16 protein-coding genes are annotated in these 20,414 nt (G+C 49.9%); 10 read left to right on the forward strand and 6 right to left on the reverse strand.

What is annotated here, in order from left to right:
• Positions 1 to 3: 3 nt before the first annotated feature.
• Positions 4 to 2,238, forward strand: a complete 2,235-nt coding sequence (gene pcrA, locus EBB54_RS07720) for a DNA helicase PcrA (protein ID WP_125126989.1) — start codon at positions 4 to 6, stop codon at positions 2,236 to 2,238.
• 206 nt (positions 2,239 to 2,444) lie between these two features.
• On the opposite strand, the gene EBB54_RS30105 is transcribed toward pcrA, so the two are convergent.
• On the reverse strand, positions 2,445 to 2,615 hold the full coding sequence (locus EBB54_RS30105; RefSeq protein ID WP_154677780.1) for a hypothetical protein: 171 nt from the start codon (positions 2,613 to 2,615) through the stop codon (positions 2,445 to 2,447).
• Between the two features lie 167 nt (positions 2,616 to 2,782).
• On the reverse strand, positions 2,783 to 4,981 hold the full coding sequence (locus EBB54_RS07725) for a PTS transporter subunit EIIC (RefSeq protein WP_162307112.1): 2,199 nt from the start codon (positions 4,979 to 4,981) through the stop codon (positions 2,783 to 2,785).
• Positions 4,982 to 5,629: 648 nt separating this feature from the next.
• Here EBB54_RS07725 and EBB54_RS07730 point away from each other — a divergent pair.
• From EBB54_RS07730 to tsaA, 9 genes are all read left to right on the forward strand, one after another.
• Positions 5,630 to 5,869, forward strand: a complete 240-nt coding sequence (locus EBB54_RS07730; RefSeq protein WP_044990722.1) for a hypothetical protein — start codon at positions 5,630 to 5,632, stop codon at positions 5,867 to 5,869.
• A 290-nt stretch (positions 5,870 to 6,159) separates the two neighbouring features.
• Positions 6,160 to 7,539 carry a 23S rRNA (uracil(1939)-C(5))-methyltransferase RlmD gene (gene rlmD, locus EBB54_RS07735; RefSeq protein WP_125126991.1) on the forward strand — a complete coding sequence of 460 codons (1,380 nt, stop codon included), beginning with the start codon at positions 6,160 to 6,162 and terminating at the stop codon, positions 7,537 to 7,539.
• A 160-nt stretch (positions 7,540 to 7,699) separates the two neighbouring features.
• Positions 7,700 to 10,993: a DUF5717 family protein gene (locus tag EBB54_RS07740; RefSeq protein WP_004079600.1), complete on the forward strand. Its 3,294-nt coding sequence runs from the start codon at positions 7,700 to 7,702 to the stop codon at positions 10,991 to 10,993.
• Positions 10,994 to 11,018: 25 nt separating this feature from the next.
• Entirely contained in the window at positions 11,019 to 12,302 is a 1,284-nt protein-coding gene (locus EBB54_RS07745) for a DUF5716 family protein (protein ID WP_004079592.1), read from the forward strand.
• On the forward strand, positions 12,277 to 13,044 hold the full coding sequence (locus EBB54_RS07750; protein WP_004079590.1) for a hypothetical protein: 768 nt from the start codon (positions 12,277 to 12,279) through the stop codon (positions 13,042 to 13,044). The genes EBB54_RS07745 and EBB54_RS07750 overlap by 26 nt, the downstream gene beginning before the upstream one ends.
• 174 nt (positions 13,045 to 13,218) lie before the next feature.
• On the forward strand, positions 13,219 to 15,843 hold the full coding sequence (gene ppdK, locus EBB54_RS07755) for a pyruvate, phosphate dikinase (protein WP_125126992.1): 2,625 nt from the start codon (positions 13,219 to 13,221) through the stop codon (positions 15,841 to 15,843).
• Positions 15,844 to 16,035: 192 nt separating this feature from the next.
• Positions 16,036 to 16,524 (forward strand): Panacea domain-containing protein, encoded by a 489-nt coding sequence (locus EBB54_RS07760; protein WP_125126993.1) that lies wholly within the window; start codon positions 16,036 to 16,038, stop codon positions 16,522 to 16,524.
• Positions 16,521 to 16,892 carry a type II toxin-antitoxin system PemK/MazF family toxin gene (locus EBB54_RS07765; protein ID WP_205128751.1) on the forward strand — a complete coding sequence of 124 codons (372 nt, stop codon included), beginning with the start codon at positions 16,521 to 16,523 and terminating at the stop codon, positions 16,890 to 16,892. Before EBB54_RS07760 ends, EBB54_RS07765 begins: the two co-directional genes overlap by 4 nt.
• A 39-nt stretch (positions 16,893 to 16,931) precedes the next feature.
• Positions 16,932 to 17,627 carry a tRNA (N6-threonylcarbamoyladenosine(37)-N6)-methyltransferase TrmO gene (gene tsaA, locus EBB54_RS07770; protein WP_125126994.1) on the forward strand — a complete coding sequence of 232 codons (696 nt, stop codon included), beginning with the start codon at positions 16,932 to 16,934 and terminating at the stop codon, positions 17,625 to 17,627.
• Between the two features lie 62 nt (positions 17,628 to 17,689).
• Here the strand turns inward: tsaA and EBB54_RS07775 are convergent, their stop codons facing one another.
• The 4 genes from EBB54_RS07775 to EBB54_RS07790 form a co-directional block, all read right to left on the reverse strand.
• The gene (locus tag EBB54_RS07775; RefSeq protein WP_243127584.1) at positions 17,690 to 18,592 is read right to left on the reverse strand and encodes an AEC family transporter; all 903 of its coding nucleotides are present in this window, start codon (positions 18,590 to 18,592) and stop codon (positions 17,690 to 17,692) included.
• Positions 18,593 to 18,815: 223 nt separating this feature from the next.
• A complete protein-coding gene (locus EBB54_RS07780; protein ID WP_125126996.1) occupies positions 18,816 to 19,259 on the reverse strand; it encodes a GatB/YqeY domain-containing protein in 444 nt (147 codons plus the stop codon).
• A 42-nt stretch (positions 19,260 to 19,301) separates the two neighbouring features.
• Complete coding sequence (locus EBB54_RS07785; protein ID WP_125126997.1) at positions 19,302 to 19,943, reverse strand: PduL/EutD family phosphate acyltransferase; 642 nt, start codon at positions 19,941 to 19,943, stop codon at positions 19,302 to 19,304.
• Positions 19,944 to 20,006: 63 nt separating this feature from the next.
• On the reverse strand, positions 20,007 to 20,357 hold the full coding sequence (locus tag EBB54_RS07790) for a helix-turn-helix domain-containing protein (RefSeq protein WP_125126998.1): 351 nt from the start codon (positions 20,355 to 20,357) through the stop codon (positions 20,007 to 20,009).
• Between the last annotated feature and the right edge of the window lie 57 nt (positions 20,358 to 20,414).

Genomic DNA, 20,414 nt, shown 5'->3' on the forward strand with positions numbered 1-20,414 from the left:
ACAATGAGTATATATGATACACTGAATGAGCAGCAGCGGGAGGCGGTATTTCATACGGAGGGGCCGCTCCTCATCCTGGCAGGGGCCGGTTCCGGAAAAACCAGGGTGCTGACCCACCGGATTGCCTATCTGATGGAGGAAAAAGGGGTCAATCCATGGAATATTTTTGCCATTACCTTTACCAACAAGGCGGCGGGGGAGATGCGGGAGCGTGTGGACAAACTGGTAAGCTTTGGCTCGGAGAGCGTCTGGGTGAGCACGTTTCATTCGGCCTGTGTGCGGATTCTGAGAAGGCATATTGACCGGCTTGGCTATGAAAATAATTTTACTATCTACGACGGCGACGACCAGAAGACCCTGATGAAGGCGATCTGTAAAAAGCTGAATATTGATACAAAGGCTTATAAGGAAACTGCACTGCTGTCGGCCATTTCTTCCGCAAAGGACCAGATGCTTACCCCGGATGCATATGAGGAGCAGGCGGAGGGCAATTACGGAAAGAAAAACATCGCCAGGGTATACCGGGAGTATGAAAGCCAGCTTCGGGGCAGCAATGCGCTGGATTTTGACGACCTGCTGCTTAAGACGGTGCAGCTTTTTGAGACCCAGCCGGATGTGCTGGAATACTACCAGGAACGGTTTCGGTATATCATGGTGGACGAGTACCAGGATACCAATACGGTGCAGTTTCGGTTTATCAGCCTCCTGGCGGCCAGGTATCAGAACCTCTGCGTGGTAGGGGACGACGACCAGTCGATCTACAAATTCCGCGGGGCGAACATCCGCAATATCCTGAATTTTGAGGAGGAATTTCAGGATGCCAGAGTCATCAAGCTGGAGCAGAATTACCGCTCCACCGGCAATATCCTGGATGCGGCGAACGCGGTCATCCGCAACAACCGGGGACGGAAGGACAAGACCCTTTGGACGGACAACGGGGAAGGGGAGCGGATTTTGTACCGTCAGTTCTACAATGCATACGAGGAGGCAGAGTTCATTGCGGAGGATATCCAGAGCCAGGTGCGCCAGGGCATGCTCTATCAGGACAGCGCCGTTTTGTACCGAACCAACGCACAGTCCCGCCTTTTTGAGGAAAAGTTTGTGGCTTCCAATATCCCTTATAAGATCGTGGGGGGGATCAACTTCTATGCCCGCAGGGAGATCAAGGATCTGCTGGCCTATTTAAAGACCATTGACAACGGCCGGGACGACCTGGCAGTGCGGCGGATCATCAACGTGCCAAAGCGGGGGATCGGCCTGACTACGATCAACCGGGTGCAGGAATCTGCGGATGCGCGGGGCATCGGATTTTACGGCGCCCTGCAGGGGACGGACCTGATCCCGAATATCGGGCGGGCAGCGGCCAAGCTGGATTCCTTCGTGGCGCTGATCGAATATTTTAAGAGCAGGGCGGACCAGGAGAGCATCTCGGAGCTGATGGAAGAGATTCTGGAGATGACGGCATACATAGAGACTCTGGAAGCGGAGGATGAGGAAGGCGCGGAAGCGAGAATCCAGAATATCGACGAATTACTGAGCAAGATCGTGTCTTATGAGGAAGCCTGTGAAGAGGCGGGAGAAAAACCGGGGCTGAGCGGATTTCTGGAAGAGGTGGCGCTGGTTGCAGACATTGACAGCCTGGATGAGAACCAGGATTATGTGGTGCTGATGACGCTCCACAGTGCAAAAGGTCTGGAATTTCCCCATGTGTACCTGGCGGGCCTGGAGGATGGGCTGTTTCCAAGTTCCATGAGTACGGACAACCCGGAGGATCTGGAGGAGGAAAGGCGTCTCTGCTATGTGGGAATCACAAGGGCTCAGAAGCGGCTGACCGTAAGCTGCGCAAGCCAGCGGATGATCCGCGGGGAGATCCGTTTCAACCCGGTCTCCCGGTTTTTGAAGGAAATCCCGTCGGAGCTGGTCGAGACGGAGAAAAAGCTCTTTGAAAAGGAGCAGCGAAGTGCTCCGGCGCCCAGCGCAAAGGAGCAGGCAAGGCGGGCCTTTCACCAGCAGCCCTTCCAGAGCAGTTCCATAGCAAAGGGTGCAAAGCAGTTCGCGGTGACGAAGGAGAAGGGGCTGGATTATACGGTGGGAGACCGGGTCAGCCACGTGAAGTTCGGCCAGGGCACGGTGAAGGTGATCACAGAGGGCGGAAGAGACTATGAGGTGACGGTGGAATTTGACACGGCGGGAGTGCGCAAGATGTTTGCAGGGTTTGCAAAGCTGAAAAAGCTGTGATGGCGGCAGGCGTTTGACAAATAAGGGGTTAAGAAATTTCAAGATGGAATAGCCTATGGAAGAATATGTAAAGTTTATTGTAAATGATACATGCGAAAATCTATCTTTCAAACGTGGGAAAGCCCGATCGGGCCTTAGTACTGTCAGCAAAATATCCTCTTCTATCAGAGATCCTGTTTCCATCACAAAATAGGGGGCGGCTCCTCTCAGAGCGGTATCTGCCCCCTGTTTTCCGGTGTTTCTGTTTCTGTATCCATCACCCTGGTACAGCGCTCCTTTATAAACTCGCTCCACGGCATCATTGCTTCCACACCTATGGTAGGTTTTGAATCGCTTACCAGAAATAACTCTGCCCTGGTGACGTAATGTAGTACCACAAGTTGTACGGACAGCACAAAAAAACGTGAGTAGGAATATTAATGTATAATTCGCATGCTCCGGAGCCTCACTGAGTTTGTGCTTGATTTACGCTTCAGATGATTCAAATGTTCCCTCGTGATTGCTCATAATATATTTTCTCACCTTTCTCTATATCCGCAATTACCTAACTTTCAAGGTTCTCAAGCGCATTCACTGTCATAAGGCTTGTTTCCATATTCAGCTTCCGCAGCTTATGCACCATTTCTTTGGACTCATCCGACCTATTGCGAACCTGTTCAGCCACCTTGGACGTATGTGATGCCGTTTCTGCAAAGAAATGGCTGGTCGTCCGGATTTGTTCATTGATTTGTTGTAATTTGCCGATCACCTCGCCGCTGTGCTTAAGAACCGCATGACACTGTACTTGAATATTGTGAATATTCTGTACAATTTCATCAAACAGCTGGTTGGCGCCAATCACCTTCTGTAGTCCGGTTTCTACCTGCCTCAAACTGACTTCAGATCGCTCAATCATATCAGATGTATCCGCCTTCATCCCCTGTAACAAACCCTCAATATCGGAAACGACCTTCGCTGTTGCTTCCGACAAATCTTTTATATTGGCGGCCACCACGGAAAACTCTTTGCCATGAACACCGGCGTGCGTCACCTCAATGGAGGCATTGTGTGAAAGAGTAGCCGTTTGCAAGAACATATCCTCAATACTTTTTAACATTCCCTCAATCTGCTCACAGCGCAGATTAAGCTGGCTGGCCAGTTCATTGTTTTTTTGTGTGGAGAGGAAAGTTTCCTCCATCTTTTGCATCATTTGATGCATGCTCTGTGCGCCTTCCATGGACAGACCGTTTGTTTTTTCCATATTCTGCAAGACAATTTTTATACTGTTATCTGTGTTGCCCACCGAGGTATCAATGATCCGCGTATATTCATCACAGGTATGCATCAATTGCATCTGTTGTTGCATCTGAGCAGAGAGCATATTCAAATCTCTGACGACGCTTTCCAGGACGATTGAAAAATCCGTAATCTCCCCATTGACCTCACCCGTGGAGTTATTGATTTTCTCAATCACTGTATTCAGTGTATTTTTTAGCAGAGCGGTATTGTCGTCCTTTTGGGCTTCTTTTTGCACCGCCCGCCTGTCCATTAAGCGAATAAATGGCAGATAAATCAGAATGCCTGCAGCAATATTGATGACCTGGAGGACGCTGCCAGACAGGTGCCCGCCAGTTGCCAGATAACCGCTGATCAAAGGCGGCATCGCCCAATGCACTTCGGTTACAACCCGGGCAACCAAACCGAGAGACATCGCACTCCATGAAACCAGCGTTATCGTGAGCGGCGTGAGCAAAAAAGGGATCAGCAAAATGGGGTTCAGGATTATAGGAAAGCCGAACAACACAATTTCATTCATGTTGAAGAGTGCGAATACACCGCCCATTTTGGCGATGCTGCGCATATACCGACTCCTGGCAATAATCAACACCGCGATGATGATGCACAGCGATGTGCCCGCTCCCCCCATAAATACAAAAGTATCCAGAAAGCCCTTACTGATAATGTCAAGCTGCTTGTCAAAAGCATCGTGATTCAAAGCATATTGGCTGGTATTATGGATGAGATTCTCGCCGAAGACACTAACCATGATGCTGTCCATCACATTTCCGCCATGAATACCGAAGAACCAGAAAATATGAATGCCGAATACCAGTAACAAGGTACCGGAAAGTCCGCCACCATCGGCCGCTGAAAAAAGAAGCGACAGGGCAGTATAAATCCACTCGTCAATCCCTTTGCCGGAGGTCGTCAATATGATGCCGTTTGTGAAGGCAATGCAGAAAACGGACAGCATGACGGGGAAAAGAGCCGCAAACATTTGCCGCACCTCCTCCGCCGTATCCTCCGAAATATTGATTTTAAGATTGGAAAATGCATGGTACAGCTCGGTGGCCATAATCGCGATTAAAATAGCCCCGAAAAGCCCACTGGAACCCAATTGGCTTAGCGAGATGCCGCCATCCGAAGTTCTGACGCAAATGGTCAGATAGGCAGATACGCTTGTGAGGGCCGAGAGCGTACCGTTAAGTTTATAGGTATTACCGAGATAATAGCCCAAAGTCCATGCAATCAAAATCGCCATGATAGCTGTGCTGCCCAGCCAGATCGCGCCATTTACCACCCGGATCACCTGTCCAGCCGGGGTAGACAGACCTGTCTGCACTATGTCAATGGGCATATTATTGATCAGCGATGCTATAGATCCCAGGATGATTATTGGCAACGTGATGATAAACGCTTTTTTTATAGAGATAATATAACGGTTTTGGAATAGCCTGTCGGCTGCCTGCAAGATGTTTTCCATAGTCATTCCTCCTAATAGAATCTCATATATACATTTAATACGAATTGTAGCATAAAATGCCTCAAATTACATCAAAAACCTTTTCCTTTCTGAATATGCATCTTGAATGTATTACCATGACAATCATACAAACCATTTGATAAGTTGTTATAAGTCATAATCGCCCACCATGGAAGCAACAAACTCCTATGGGGTAAAAATACAACTCTTATTCTCTTTTGTTCTCGGGAACATCTATTCCTTTCGCCTTTACTTGTGATACGGACATCCGTGCCACATCCGCACACAACAATCCCCCGGTCTGAATCATACGGACAAGGCAAGCTGGGTAACAGAACCCGGAGCTTATTCAAAATATGCACAATACTACACCGCTTCGTTGGCTGATGATGCTTTCAGGAGGGCATTTTACCGGAGAAATGATGGAAAAAGTCTTGGAGAATTGTGGATAGACGTACAGAAACATCGAGGAGTTATCCTGAAAATATTTTGTGTCCATATTCTTAATTTTTATGAATAGTAACAAATTTTTGTGAAATTTTTGAAAAATAATATAATTTAGTAGTAATCTGAAAAGGATAGTGCTATAATAAAAAACAAGTGAATCTAGATTCAAAGATGGGAAAGGACGGAAAGAATATGGATGCTATGAGCAAGGTGGAAGGATTGATCGCGGAGACAAAGTTAAAGGAACTGCTTCACAGGAACGAGGCGGAAAAGCAGAAAAACGCAGTTGTATGGGCATTGGCGATCATTGGAGCGATCGCGGCGGTTGCGGCGATTGCATTTGCCGTGTATAAGTTTGTGACACCGGATTATCTGGAAGACTTCGAGGAAGATTTTGACGACGATTTCGATGATTATTTCAGTGAGGAAGACCAGGTATAATCTGCGGTAATCAGGTGAGTGTTCCTGCGGGCACAGGCCCAAGGGATGTGTTTGCACATAGATGACCTGTCCGCCAGGCGGGCTGCTCTTTTCGGATCGCGGATCTTTATGGATCACGGCAGGGAAGGGCGCTCTCCTGACGGACAGGTCATATTGGCGGCTGTTGTGAGAGTCAAAGGCTCAGGGCAGGATGTACTGTTGCACTCTGCCTCTTTTTGCGTTGCGCTTTATCCGGGAATTGCAATGGACAGCCTTTGGGGACATCCGGCTATGATTGATAAGGGGAAGAGATGAAAAAAGGGCAGATATATGAGGGGACCATTGAGTCCGTAGATTTTCCGAACAAGGGAAATATCTATCTGGACGGGGAAAAGCAGCATGTAGTGGTAAAAAACGGGATTCCGGGGCAGAAGGTCCGCTTCGCGGTTCGGAAGTGTAAGCGGGGCAGCGCCCAGGGGAGCCTTCTGGAGGTGCTGGAGAAGTCGCCCCTGGAGACAAGGGAGCCGGTCTGCAGCCAATTTCCGGCCTGCGGAGGGTGCATGTACCAGACCATGTCCTATGAGGCCCAGCTTGAGATGAAGGCAGGCCAGGTCAGACGGGTTCTGGATCAGGCTCTGGAGCCAGAGGGCAGCTATGTGTTTGAAGGGATTCTGGGCAGCCCACAGGAATTTGGCTACCGGAACAAAATGGAATTTTCTTTTGGAGACGCGTATAAGGGAGGCCCGCTGTCCCTGGGGCTCCATAAAAAGGGGAGCACCTATGATGTGCTGACCGCAGCCGACTGCAGGCTGGTCCACAGGGACATGACGGCGATATTAAGCTGCGTACTTGCGTATTTTCAGGAGCGTGGCACTTCCTATTATAAGAAGCTGCAGCATTTGGGATATCTCCGGCATCTGCTTCTGCGCCGGGGGGATGCCACCGGCGAGCTGCTGGTCAACCTTGTGACGACCACACAGGAGGAGATGGACCTGGGGCCTTTGACAAAGCTGCTTCTGGGCTTGGAGCTGGAAGGGAGGATTGCGGGAATCCTTCATATTTATAATGATTCCCTCTCCGATGTGGTAAAAAGTGACAGGACAGAGCTGCTCTACGGACAGGATTATTTTACGGAGAAGCTTCTGGGACTGGATTTTAAGGTGACGCCGTTCTCCTTCTTCCAGCCCAATTCCCGCGGCGCCGAGGTGCTGTACCGTGTGGTCAGGGAATACATCGGTGATATCCGGAATCAGACGGTTTTTGACCTGTTCAGCGGGACCGGAACCATTGCACAGGTGCTGGCCCCGGTGGCAAAGCAGGTGATCGGTGTGGAGATTGTCGAGGAGGCGGTGGAAGCGGCCAGGGAGAATGCAAAGCACAACGGACTGGACAACTGCCGCTTCCTTGCGGGGGATGTGTTCCGGGTGCTGGATGAGATTTCGGAAAAGCCGGACGTGATCGTGCTGGACCCGCCCCGGGACGGAATCCATCCGAAGGCGTTGCCGAAGATCCTGGATTACCGGGTGGACCGGATCGTCTACATTTCCTGTAAGGTGACCAGCCTTGCGAGGGACCTGGAGATGATACAGGGAAGGGGATATAAACTGGTGAAGTGTACGGCAGTGGATCAGTTCTGCCAGACCGTCCATACGGAATGCGTATGTCTGCTGTCAAGAAAGCAGACAGGCTGAGGAAGTGTTACTGTTCACACCCTGGCCGGGTGCTCACAGTAACAAAGGCATGAAAATTTCATGATTCTACCATTGCAAGAATCGGTAAAATAATGCTATAATCCTTAGTAGTATACCCAGAGGGCGGCTTGTTTAGAATGTTTTGAAGTAGGTGACGAATTTGAAGAATAAGATTAAACGTCTTTCTAAAGGAGACTTTCATATTCCACAACCAGATATTATCTTTTCCGAGACCCACATTACCATGCGTGTGGGGGAAGGCGAGGTATATAAAGGCAGTTTTTCCCTGCAGAATCAGGGGGAGGGAACCATCCGCGGGCTGGTGTATCCTTCTTCTTTCCGTATGCGCTGCGAAGAGACAGGCTTTGACGGCAATCCGGTGAATATCTATTATGTGTATGACGGGACCGGCCTGGTGCCCGGGCATGTGGAGCACGGCCGTTTTACCATCGTGTGCAACGGCGGGGAATTTGACATCGCGTTTACGGCCATCATCGAGAAACCGTTTGTCATGACGCGCTACGGCAAGGTGCAGAGCCTGGAGGATTTTAAGAAGCTGTCGTTTCAGGATCCGGCCGAGGCGGAGAAGCTGTTTCGATCCCGTGATTTTTATGAGATTTTAAAATATGAAGATAAACGAATCCAGGCGCTTTATGACAACATGCGCAAGTGGGAGCTGGACCAGCAGGCGCTGGAGGAATTTCTGGTAGGCTGCAAGCAGAAGGAGAAGGTATTTCTGACGCTGGAGGAGGAGAGCCGGGCGTTCATCTCCCTGACCGAGACCAGGAAGGAGATCTTTACGATCAAGAAGAATACCTGGGGGCATCTTCTCATCGACGTACATACGGAAAGCGACTTTTTATCCATAGAGCGGACCAGAATTTCCACAGAAGAGTTCATCGGAAATTCTTACCGGATGGAGTACATCATCCATGACGAGAGGCTCCACAAGGGGAGCAACTTCGGACAGATCATCCTGGAGTCCCCCTACGAGACGCTGACTTATGAGATCGTGGTGGAAAAGAACGTAGACCGGGATGAGGAGCACCATGCCCAGGAGCAGGAGTTTGCCGGGATTCTGAAAGGCTTTCTCCAGTATGAGGCAGGGAAGAAGGAGCTTTCCACCTGGACGGAGGAAGCCCTGCGCCGGGTGGAACACCTGCGGAAGAAGAGCGACAAAAATGATATGTACCTTCTGGTAAACGCCCATATCAGCCTGATCGGAAACCGGATGGAGGAGGCGAAGCTTCTTCTGGAATCTTATAATTACAACCGGTTTGCGATTGGAAAAAATGCCGAGCTGAGTTCCTATTATCTCTATCTGACGACCCTTTTGAGCAATGATTCCATCGGACAGAGACGTGTGGCCGAGGAGATTTCCAAGTACTACATGAAGCATCCGGAGAGCTGGAAGATCCTGTGCATGCTGGTACAGGTGGATTCGGAATATAAGATCTTAAGCGAACGGCTGCGGGTGATGGAGAACCTGTTTTATGAAGAAAAGCCCCACAGCCTGATCTTCTATCTGGTGGTGTTCCGATGCTTCCGGGAGAAGAGCACGTCCCTGAAAAAGCTGGGAATGTTCGAGGTGCGGGTTCTGTTTTTTGCCGCAAAGTACAAGCTGATGACAAAGGAACTGGCTCTGTACACGGCGAATCTGGCAAGCCAGCTCAAGACGTTTGACAAGCATTTATACAATACGCTGGTGCTGTGCTATAAGATGTATCCCGAATCCATGATCCTGACGGCGATCTGCACCCTGCTGATTAAGGGGAACTGTGTGGACAACATCTATTTCCGCTGGTATGAAAAAGCAGTGAAGTCGGAGCAGAAGATCGCCCAGCTATATGAATTTTATATGGCTTCGGTGAAGGAGGCGCAGTTTAAAAAGGCACTTCCGCGGTCGGTCTATCTGTACTTTATGCACGGCAATTCCCTCAATTACCACAAACTGGCCTTTTTGTATGCCAACCTGATTTCCTATGTGGATGAGGGAAGCGAGATCTATGCCCATTACCGGGATGAGATCGAAGCCTTTGCGTGGAACCAGATGGAGCGCAGGCATATCGACGAACACCTGCGGATCATTTACAAGCGGTTTGTGGCGGAAAGGCTCATGAATCCAGACCGGGTGAAGGCGCTGTACGACATCTGCCATGCCTATGAGATCACCACCAAGGTGCGGAACATGAAGTGCATCCATGTGGTGGCCGAGGACGGAAAGATTACCCAGACGGTTCCCTATACGGAAGACGGGGCGCAGGTATTCTTGTATTCCAAGACGGACCGGCTGGTATGGGAGGCCCGGAACGGACGGCACTATACGGATTCGATTCCCTATGAAAGCAAGCGGCTGTTTTATGAACTGCGCTACCTGGATATGTGCAAAAGATACATCAACGGGATGCGGCTGAGACGGCTGGAAGAGGAAGCTGAGGAGCTGACGCTGGAGACGGTCCGCTCTGTAGGCGTAGAGCAGTATACAGAGGAAGAACTGTTCGCGCTCAGCAGCAAGACCATCCGGGAAACGAATTACGAATGCGATGATTTCCTGACGTACATCTGCTTCGAGCTGTTTAAGAAGGGGCAGTACGACAAGGTGACGCTGACCTATCTGGCCAATTATTACTGCGGAGCGACCACGGACATGAAGCTGCTCTGGCGGGAGGCGAAGGAGTTTGAGGTCCATACCCATAAGCTTGGCGAGAGGATTCTGACGCAGATGCTGTTTGCAGAAGAGATCTTCGCGGAGGCTCCGGTCTTTGAGGATTATTATGCGGAAGGCGCATATTTCCGGCTGCAGCAGGCGTATCTGGCCTACATGTCCCGGGAATACGTGGCCGAGGACCGGAAGATCAGCAGAAGCGTCATCGACATCATCTGCCGGGAATATGAAAAAGGCGAGGACACCATCGACATCTGCAAGATCGCGGTGCTGAAATATTATGCGGACAAGGACTATACGCCTTCTCAGCGCAGGACATTGAAAAAGTTTCTGCAGGAACTTTGCGGGAAGCAGCTTTATTTCCCGTTCTACCTGTCCTATGAGAAGGACTGGCTGATCGAACTGCAGCTCTGGGACAAGACGCTGATCGAGTACAAGGGGCAGAAGGGCAGCCGTGTCATGCTGTACTACCAGCTTCAGAAGGGAAATTCCGAAAGCGTGGATTACTCTACGGAGGTGCTTTCCCCGATGTACGACAATATCTATGTAAAGAAGTTTGTCCTGTTTGCAAATGAAACCCTGAAGTATTATTTTAAAGAAACCATTGACGGCAATTCCTACCGCAGTGAGAAAGAGAGCTGCGGCAAGGAGATCAAAGAGGGCGAGAACGGGCGTTACGGCCGGCTGAACGATATCCTGCTTTCGGAGGGAAGCACCCGGGAAGCCAGGATGAAAGCATATGCACAGGAGGATATGATCGCCGCCCATATGTTTGAAAACGAATCTTAAGAATGTGTGAAGGAGGCTGATTTGTATGGGGCAGAGAAGTATGATAGGGTATGAGATCACGGAAAAAATGTGCCAGATCAGCTATTATAATGACCAACAGTCAGAGCCTGAAACGCTGGAGGTGGATTCCGACAACTACCAGATCCCCTTGCTGATCGGAAGGCTTCGGGATACCTGGGCCTACGGAAAAGAGGCCAAGCGGCTGGTCACCATCAAGGAGGGCTTTGTGGTGACCAGGCTTCTGGAGCGGAGCCTTGCGGGAGAGAAGATCGACTGCGGGGAGGAGACATACGATGCGGTCTGGCTGTTATCCAAATTTATCCAGCTGTCCCTGCAGCAGTTTCTGGAGATTGACGGGATCGTGTTCAGTGTGCCGGAGCTGACGGAGGAGTTAGCCCAGATGCTTCGCGGGATCGCGGTGCGGATGGGGATCGAAAAACAGCATATTTTCATACAGGATTATAAGGAAAGCTTCTGCAATTACCTGTTCTATCAGCCGAAAGAACTGTGGCAGTACGACGCGGCGCTGTTCTGCTGCGACAGAAACGAGATCAAGGCGTTTATGCTCAGGCGCTTAAAGCCGGGGCTGGGAGGCGGCAAGACGACGTTCGTCACGGTGGACGAGGTGGCCAGCGCCCATATGAAGGAGCTGGCGGCCGTGTATCCGGTGCTGAACGAGGACAAGGCGAAGGAGGCCGATACCCGGTTCTGCAAATTCATCCAGAGTGTCTTTGACAAGCGGATCGTCTCCTCGGTCTTTCTGACGGGAGAAGGCTTTGAGAACAACTGGTATCCCAAATCGCTTAGGGTCTTATGCAACGGGCGGCGGGCTTTTATCGGGAACAACCTGTACAGCAAGGGAGCCTGCTATACGGCTTTCCGCAAGATGTACATGCATATCGAGAACCCGGTCTACCTTTCGGCCAGCAAGCTGACGGATCAGATCACGGTCAATATGCGGGTGAACGGACAGGAGATGTGGTATCCCATCGTGTCCTGGGGCGCCCAGTGGTATGAGTGCAACAACCAGTGGGAAGTGCTGGTGGAGGATTTGGACAGTATTGAACTGCATGTGGAATCGCTGGTACAGGGGTCTCTCAGGAATGAAGTGATCTCGTTGGAAAAATTTCCGAAACGGGCGGAATATTCCATGCGGCTTCAGATAGAAACACTGCTTTTGGATGAAAAGACCTGCAAGATCACAGTGCGGGATGTGGGCTTCGGAGAGTTTTTCCTGCCTACGGATTTCCATGAGGAGAAGATTATACACTTAGGAGGCAATGATGGGAAGTTTGGTTCTTTGTCATGAGAGACACGCGACGCATCCTTATGAGATTACACGAATCCACTGTAAAATATTTACCATCGAAGAATTGTGCTATTACCTCTGCAACAACCTGTATCTGATCGATTATACGATCATGAACGAGCAGTTGTGCGTATGGCTGGATGAAGAGCTGGGGATGGGAAAGCTGGCCGGGCAGCTTCGGGATGTGATCCGTCTGCATGGGTCCATTGAGAAATTCGTTCTGACGATCCTGAAAGACTCCAGGATCTACCGGGATACGGAAATGATCCGCATCCAGAACGTGCTGGAACGGCTGAGAAACCAGAAGGACATCGAGCGGCAGAAGTATAAAGGGGACAACCTGTTGGAGAGCGGGGAGATCGAGGAGGCGATCCTGGTCTACCAGGCGATCCTGAACCAGGAAAAGGACGAAAGCGTGGATGCAAAATTTTACGGAAGGATCTACGCCGGCTTAGGCGCGGCTTACGGGAGGCTGTTTTTGTATCAGGAGTCGGCAAGGATGTTTGACCGGGCGTATCAGATCTGTGAAGACCCGAATCTCCTCAAGCCCTATCTCTATGCGTCCTATAAGTACATGTCGCTGGAGGAATACCATATCCTGCTGACCAAGCACGAGAACTATGTGGAGATCAATGCCAGGATGCGCCAGGAGATGGAGGATATCCGCAACGGGATGCAGTTGGAATTGAATGACGTGCTTCTGGAGAAGTGGAAGCGGCAGTACAGAAGAAGCCATATATAGGCTGTCTTACGACCAGTCAGCGCAGTGCGTGGCCGTGGGATGACCGGTAACGGACAATAACAAATAATGCCAATTTTAGATACAAATATCTTGACGTGATACGACAAAACCTTTAAAATAAGAATGCGACTTAAACAAGCTTAGCAAAATATATATTAGGGAGGTCATTAGGACATGGCAAAATGGGTTTATATGTTTACCGAAGGTGACGCCACCATGAGGAACCTGCTCGGAGGAAAAGGTGCAAACCTTGCTGAGATGACGAATCTGGGTCTGCCGGTACCGCAGGGCTTTACGATTACAACAGAAGCCTGCACACAGTACTATGAGGACGGCAGAACGATCAATGACGAGATCATGAACCAGATCATGGAAGCAATCACGAAGATGGAAGGGGTTACCGGCAAGAAGTTTGGTGACAAGGAGAATCCGCTCCTGGTTTCCGTACGTTCCGGTGCTAGAGCTTCTATGCCCGGTATGATGGACACGATCCTGAACCTGGGTCTGAATGAAGAGGTTGTAGACGTACTTGCGGAAGGATCCGGCAATCCGCGCTGGGCATGGGACTGCTACAGAAGATTTATCCAGATGTACTCCGATGTCGTTATGGAAGTCGGCAAAAAGTATTTTGAAGAGCTCATCGACAAGATGAAAGAGGAAAAGGGCGTGAAGCAGGATGTAGAACTGACTGCAGATGACCTGAAAGCGCTTGCAGGACAGTTCAAAGCGGAATATAAAGAGAAGATCGGGGAAGACTTCCCGGCAGATCCGAAGGAACAGCTTATGGGCGCGATCAAAGCCGTATTCCGTTCCTGGGATAACCCGAGAGCGAACGTATACCGCCGTGACAATGATATCCCGTATTCCTGGGGAACTGCTGTCAACGTACAGATGATGGCATTCGGAAACATGGGAGATGACTGCGGTACAGGCGTTGCATTTACCAGAGACCCGGCTACAGGTGAGAACGGTCTGTTCGGCGAGTTCCTGACCAATGCACAGGGCGAGGACGTAGTTGCAGGTGTACGTACTCCGATGCATATTTCCGAGATGGAAGACAAATTCCCGGAAGCTTTTGTACAGTTCAAAGAAGTCTGCAAGAAGCTGGAAAATCACTACAGAGACATGCAGGACATGGAGTTTACCGTAGAGCACGGCAAGCTGTATATGCTTCAGACAAGAAATGGTAAGAGAACCGCTCAGGCTGCTCTCAAGATCGCATGTGACCTGGTAGACGAGGGAATGCGGACAGAGGAAGAAGCTGTTGCCATGATCGATCCGAGAAACCTTGATACACTGCTTCATCCGCAGTTTGACGCTGACGCTTTGAAGGCTGCTACACCCATCGCAAAGGCACTTGGAGCTTCACCGGGAGCTGCATGCGGTAAGATCGTATTCTCTGCGGACGATGCGAAAGACTGGGCTGCAAGAGGAGAGAAGGTTGTTCTGGTTCGTCTGGAGACTTCTCCAGAAGATATCGAAGGTATGAAAGCTGCACAGGGTATCCTGACCGTACGCGGCGGTATGACAAGCCATGCGGCAGTAGTAGCCCGCGGTATGGGAAGATGCTGTGTATCCGGCTGCGGCGATATCGCAATGGACGAAGAGAATAAGAAGTTTACATTGGCTGGAAAAGAATATCATGAAGGAGACCCGATCTCCATCAACGGTTCTACCGGCAATATCTACGATGGAATCATCCCGACTGTGGATGCAACCATCGCAGGAGAATTTGGACGGATTATGGCATGGGCTGACAAGTACAGAACCATGAAGGTACGTACCAATGCGGATACACCTGCAGACGCGAAGAAGGCTCGTGAGCTGGGCGCTGAGGGTATCGGACTCTGCCGTACAGAGCATATGTTCTTCGAGGGCAACAGAATTGATGCGTTCCGTGAGATGATCTGCGCTGAGACTGTAGAAGAGAGAGAAGCTGCACTGGAGAAGATCCTTCCGGAACAGCAGGGAGACTTCGAGAAGCTGTATGAGGCTCTGGAAGGCAACCCGGTTACCATCCGTTTCCTTGACCCGCCGCTTCATGAATTTGTTCCGACAGATGAGGAGGACATCAAGAAGCTGGCTGATGCACAGGGCAAGACTGTAGAGCAGATCAAGACGATCATCGACAGCCTGCATGAGTTCAACCCGATGATGGGACACCGCGGATGCCGTCTGGCAGTGACCTATCCGGAGATTGCGAAGATGCAGACAAAGGCAGTGATCCGTGCGGCCATCAATGTAAAGAAAGCGCACGCGGACTGGAATGTATGCCCGGAGATCATGATTCCGTTGATCGGCGATATCAAAGAGCTGAAATATGTAAAGAAGTTTGTTGTTGAGACCGCTGACGCTGAGATCGCAGCAGCAGGCGTGGAATTGAAGTACGAGGTTGGTACAATGATCGAGATCCCGAGAGCAGCTCTTACTGCTGACGAGATCGCAAAGGAAGCTGACTTCTTCTGCTTCGGTACAAACGACCTGACTCAGATGACATATGGCTTCTCACGTGACGATGCAGGCAAGTTCCTGGATGGTTACTATGATGCGAAGATCTTTGAGAACGATCCGTTTGCGAAGCTGGATCAGACTGGTGTCGGCAAGCTCATGGAGATGTCCATCAGCCTTGGCAAGCCGGTGAATCCGAACCTGCATATTGGTATCTGCGGAGAGCACGGCGGAGATCCTTCTTCCGTAGAGTTCTGCAATAAGATTGGACTGAACTATGTATCCTGCTCACCGTTCCGTGTACCGATCGCAAGACTGGCAGCGGCACAGGCGGCTATTGCAAGTAAATAATCATTCAAAAGGGTATCCTGAATACATGCACCTTTGAATGCATTGCAAAGTATATATAGTTTTAGATATTCCCCCGTCTATTGGAAAATAGACGGGGATTTTGTATAAAATATAATTGAAGAATGATTATTGATAAAATAACGGAATGAGCATAAACTAGAAAAGAAAAATTGCAGTAAAGGAAGTGAGTGAATGGAAAAAATTATCAACGTAGCGCAGTATATTTTTCAAGAATACAAAAGAGTGACAGGAGAGGTAATTGATGAGATGAAACTCCAGAAGCTGCTTTACTTTGCACAGAGAGAAGCGATTGCAATTACCGATACGCCTCTTTTTGATGGTGAATTTGAGGGTTGGAAATACGGGCCTGTATGTAAAGAAATCCGGAACTCAATTACACCGGATGGCATCATTGATGTGCTTGGTGATGTGTCTGATGAATGTAAGTATATTGTCAACAATGTGATTTTGGAATACGGTTCGCTTGCATCCTGGAAATTAAGTGAATTATCACACAAGGAACTATCTTGGAAAAATGCAAGGCTTGGACTTGATCAGGGAGAAAATGGGAATCGCAGGCTAAAACTTGAAGATATTAGAAAAGATGCTCAAAAAGTCAGACCATATGACTATGTATGGGACATGTACTATGATGAATTTGAAGATGAGGTGATGGAATGATTGGAAAGATTTATTCATCCATTACACCATTTTATGACAGCAAAAAGTGCATCAATTCTTTTAAACGCCGCCCGGTGCTGATCACCGGCGGACCGCGAAATAATGATTATACAATCCTTCCGGTATCAACCATCACTCGTAAAGAAAACATAGATCCTGATTTTGATGTGAAAGTGGAACCTGAACAATATCCGAACATAAATCTGGATCGTATTTCCTATATAAGAACACACAAACAAACCATAGTTCATCAGTCCTCCTTATCAAAAGAAATTGGGGATTTGAAGACAGAATATGAAGAACTATATTTATTGGTTTTAGAAAAATTAGAGGAATTTAACAAAAGGATGATGGATGATGCATTTTGAAATGACTGAGAAGGTAGATTTTTTTACTAGGAGGGATGTATGGAACATCGCATCACACTGAACGCAATCGCACATATCCGAAGCAGTTTCCCGGAAAAATTCGGAATCCCGCGGCAGGGCGGGCTGGCGGATACCCGGGGGAACATTGTCTTTGAACCGGAATACCGGGATGTACAGGCGTTCCGTGGGCTGGAAGAGTATTCCCATATCTGGCTCGTGTGGGAGTTTTCAGAGACTTTAGGCAGGCAGTGGTCTCCTACCGTGCGGCCTCCGCGCCTGGGAGGGAATATCCGCAAGGGCGTGTTCGCCACCCGATCCCCGTTCCGGCCCAATCCCATCGGCCTTTCCTGCGTCCGGCTGGAAAAAGTGGAACTGGATACCCCGGAAGGGCCGGTGCTGCATGTCCTGGGGGCGGATCTGCTGGACGGGACTCCGATACTGGATATCAAGCCCTACCTGCCCCATGTGGACAGCCACCCGGAAGCGGCGGGAGGCTTTGCGGACAGGGTAAAGGAGTATGGGCTGGAGGTGGATTTTCCCAGGGAACTGGGAGCGGAAGTGACAGAGGAGGAGCGCCGTATCATCTGCCAGCTTCTGGCACAGGACCCAAGGCCCTCATACCAGCAGGACCCTGCAAGAGTATACGGGATGCGGTATGCAGACCTGGAGGTAAAATTTACCGTAAATCATGAGACTGTACATGTTGTAAAGATTATACGAAGTATGCCGGATTGAAGCAGTGTTTTATTCTTTCGAAGAACTTATAAATCCAAACACTTCCCCAGGGCCGTTTTCTGCTACAGGACAAAATCTGCGATGAATGTGATCGCCGGGATGGTGAACACGGACAGAACCGTGCTGAAGGAGAAGATCCCGGAGGAATAAGTATAATTGCGTTCAAACCGGATGGCCATCATGGTCAGGGTCGTCGCGGTGGGGCAGGCGGCCGCCACCAGGGTGGTATAGGCCACATCCCGGTCAAACGGAAAGAATGCCAGAAATACGAGCACGGCAAGGGGCATCACCATCAGCTTGATGAAGCTGATCCAGTAGGTGCGCACATGAAAACAGATTTTTTTCAGATCTGTCTGGGCCACGGAAAAACCGGCGATCATCATGGCCAGCGGGGTATTCATATCCGCAATATATTCCATGGAGTCGATCAGCGGCGAGGGGATGCGGATCTGCAGGAAAAAGAGGATCGCCCCGATGACCGTGCACACTACGATGGGGGCAAGGAGACCTTCTTTTAAGCGCTTTGCGGAGAATTTTCCGTTCAGCAGGATCAGGCCGTGGGTCCAGGTCAGGATGTTGAATACGGTCATATAGGCGGTCAGAAGGAAAACGCCCTTACTTCCGAGCACGCTGTTGATCAGGGGGATTCCGATAAAACCGCAGTTGGAGTAGGCAGCGGCAAAACGTTCCAGGGCATAGTCCGGATTGTTTTTTTCGGGAACCAGAAAATGGGCAATAAAAAAGCCGATCACATGGGCGATCAAAGCAGCAGCAAATGCGGCCAGCAGTCCCCGGACCAGTCCCGGATCGTAATCTGTCTGAAAGACGGTGATGATCAGGCAGGGATTTACCACCATCAGCAGAAGGTTGGAAAAATTCCGGTTTCCTTCCTGGTTGATGATATGCAGGCGGTAACAGATGAATGCAAGAATCATAATGAACAACATTTTGATCAGTTGATTCATAATCAGGATAAACATGGATAAGATCCTTTCTATACTGTAGTTTCCCGCAGAACGATATCCGGCGGACATGTATACAATTGATGTCCGCCGGATATCGCGCTGCGGGGCTTATCGTGAACCGGCGTATGAAACAGCTGCCCCCATGGGGCAGCCCAGGGCGCAGGGGTTCAGATCGAAATGACTTTTTTTAGAGTGCTGCTGCCTCAAATTCCAATGCAGACTGTCAAAACAGGGACGCGACCAGTTCGCTGACCAGCTTGCCATCGGCTTTTCCCTTCACCTTCGGCATCAGTTCCTTCATGATCCGGCCTTTGTCCTTTGCGGTGGGAGCGTCGATTCCAAGGTCGGAGAGAACCCCCTGGATGACAGCTTTGATTTCCTCTGAGTCCATCATCTTCGGCGCGTATTCCTCCAATACAGAGAGCCGCTTCGTACACTCTTCGATGATATCCGTGCGGTCAGCCGGGGTGGTATCTAAAGTTTCCTTTGTCTGCTTGATCTCCTTTAAGATCACCTGCACCTCTTCCTCCTCGGTCAGGTCGGCACGCTTATCAATGGCCTTGTTTTTCAATGCGGTCAGAAGAGCGGATAATGTGGCTTTTCTTTCCTTTTCCCCCGCCTTCATGGCGGCAACCATATCTTTTCTTACTTCTTCAATCTTACTCATGCTCAAGTCCTCCTTGCTTTTATATCTTAAAACTATGCGGCGTCAGCGGTTGATGCCGGACTGCAGCTCCTCCGCCCAGGACTGCAGGCTGTAGGTGTGCCCGTCGAACAGCTTCAGGATCACGCCTGTGGGGTTGTCCTCATTTGCAAATGCATTCGCCTCATCCGTATCCACATGCATGGCAAGGGAAAAGGAAGGGCTGACCCGGACCACCACGTCTGAAAATATAAGGGAACGTTCAAAGCTAGTGGTGATGACGAACACAATGTCATTGTCCTTCACGCGGGCGCGGATGGCGTCAATGGGCGTCATGTGGATATGGCGCTTTGCAACAATGACTCCCTCGGTCAGATCCACCGTCCCGCAGGGGCCGATCAGGGTGCATCCCGGGGTATTGCTGATATCCCCAGACTGGCGGATCACACTGGGAATCCCCAGCTTCCGGTTATCGGTTACCGATACTTCCACCTGGGTTTTGGAACGGCAGGGGCCAAGTACAATGACATTTTCAAAACTGCCTTTCGGCCCCACCACCGTGAGCCGTTCCTGGCATGCGTATTGTCCCGGCTGGCTGAGCTCCTTTATATAGGTAAGCTTGGCGCCGGGGCCGAACAGTGTTTCAAAATCCTCCTGCGATAAATGAATGTGGCGTGCGGAGGTCTCAATGGGTATTGTCAGACTCATAAAAATCTCTCCATCCTGTGTGCTTTTTTGCTCTTCTGATTTTAGCAGAATAAAGCGCGGTTTTCAAGATATAAAATTTCCATCTTTTTCAAACAAATGCTTCAAACGGAACGCCAGCTGGATTTCAAACAGGTCTTCCAGCAAGTCCACGTTGCAGTTGAGAACCTTGCTGATGGTGGACAGTCTGGCGCGCAGGGTATTTTTGTGAATGAATAATTCCCGCTCCGTTTCTTTCTTGGAACCGTTGTTGGACAGATAAAGTTTCAGCGTCCGCAGCAGCTCGGTATGGTGCTTTCGGTCATAGTCTTCAAGGGGCGTGATATATGTTCCGATCAATTCCTCCAGAAAGGGATAATCCAGCTCCCCGGCGTGGTTGAAAAAATAGCGGATCATGCCAAGGTCCTGATAAAACATATAGGGCAGTTTTTTCCTGGAGCCTGACAAAAAGGAGGCCGCCAGCTTTGCCTGTCG

Origin of the sequence: Schaedlerella arabinosiphila (assembly GCF_003885045.1) — a bacterium.
GTDB classification, from domain to species: Bacteria; Bacillota; Clostridia; order Lachnospirales; family Lachnospiraceae; genus Schaedlerella; species Schaedlerella arabinosiphila.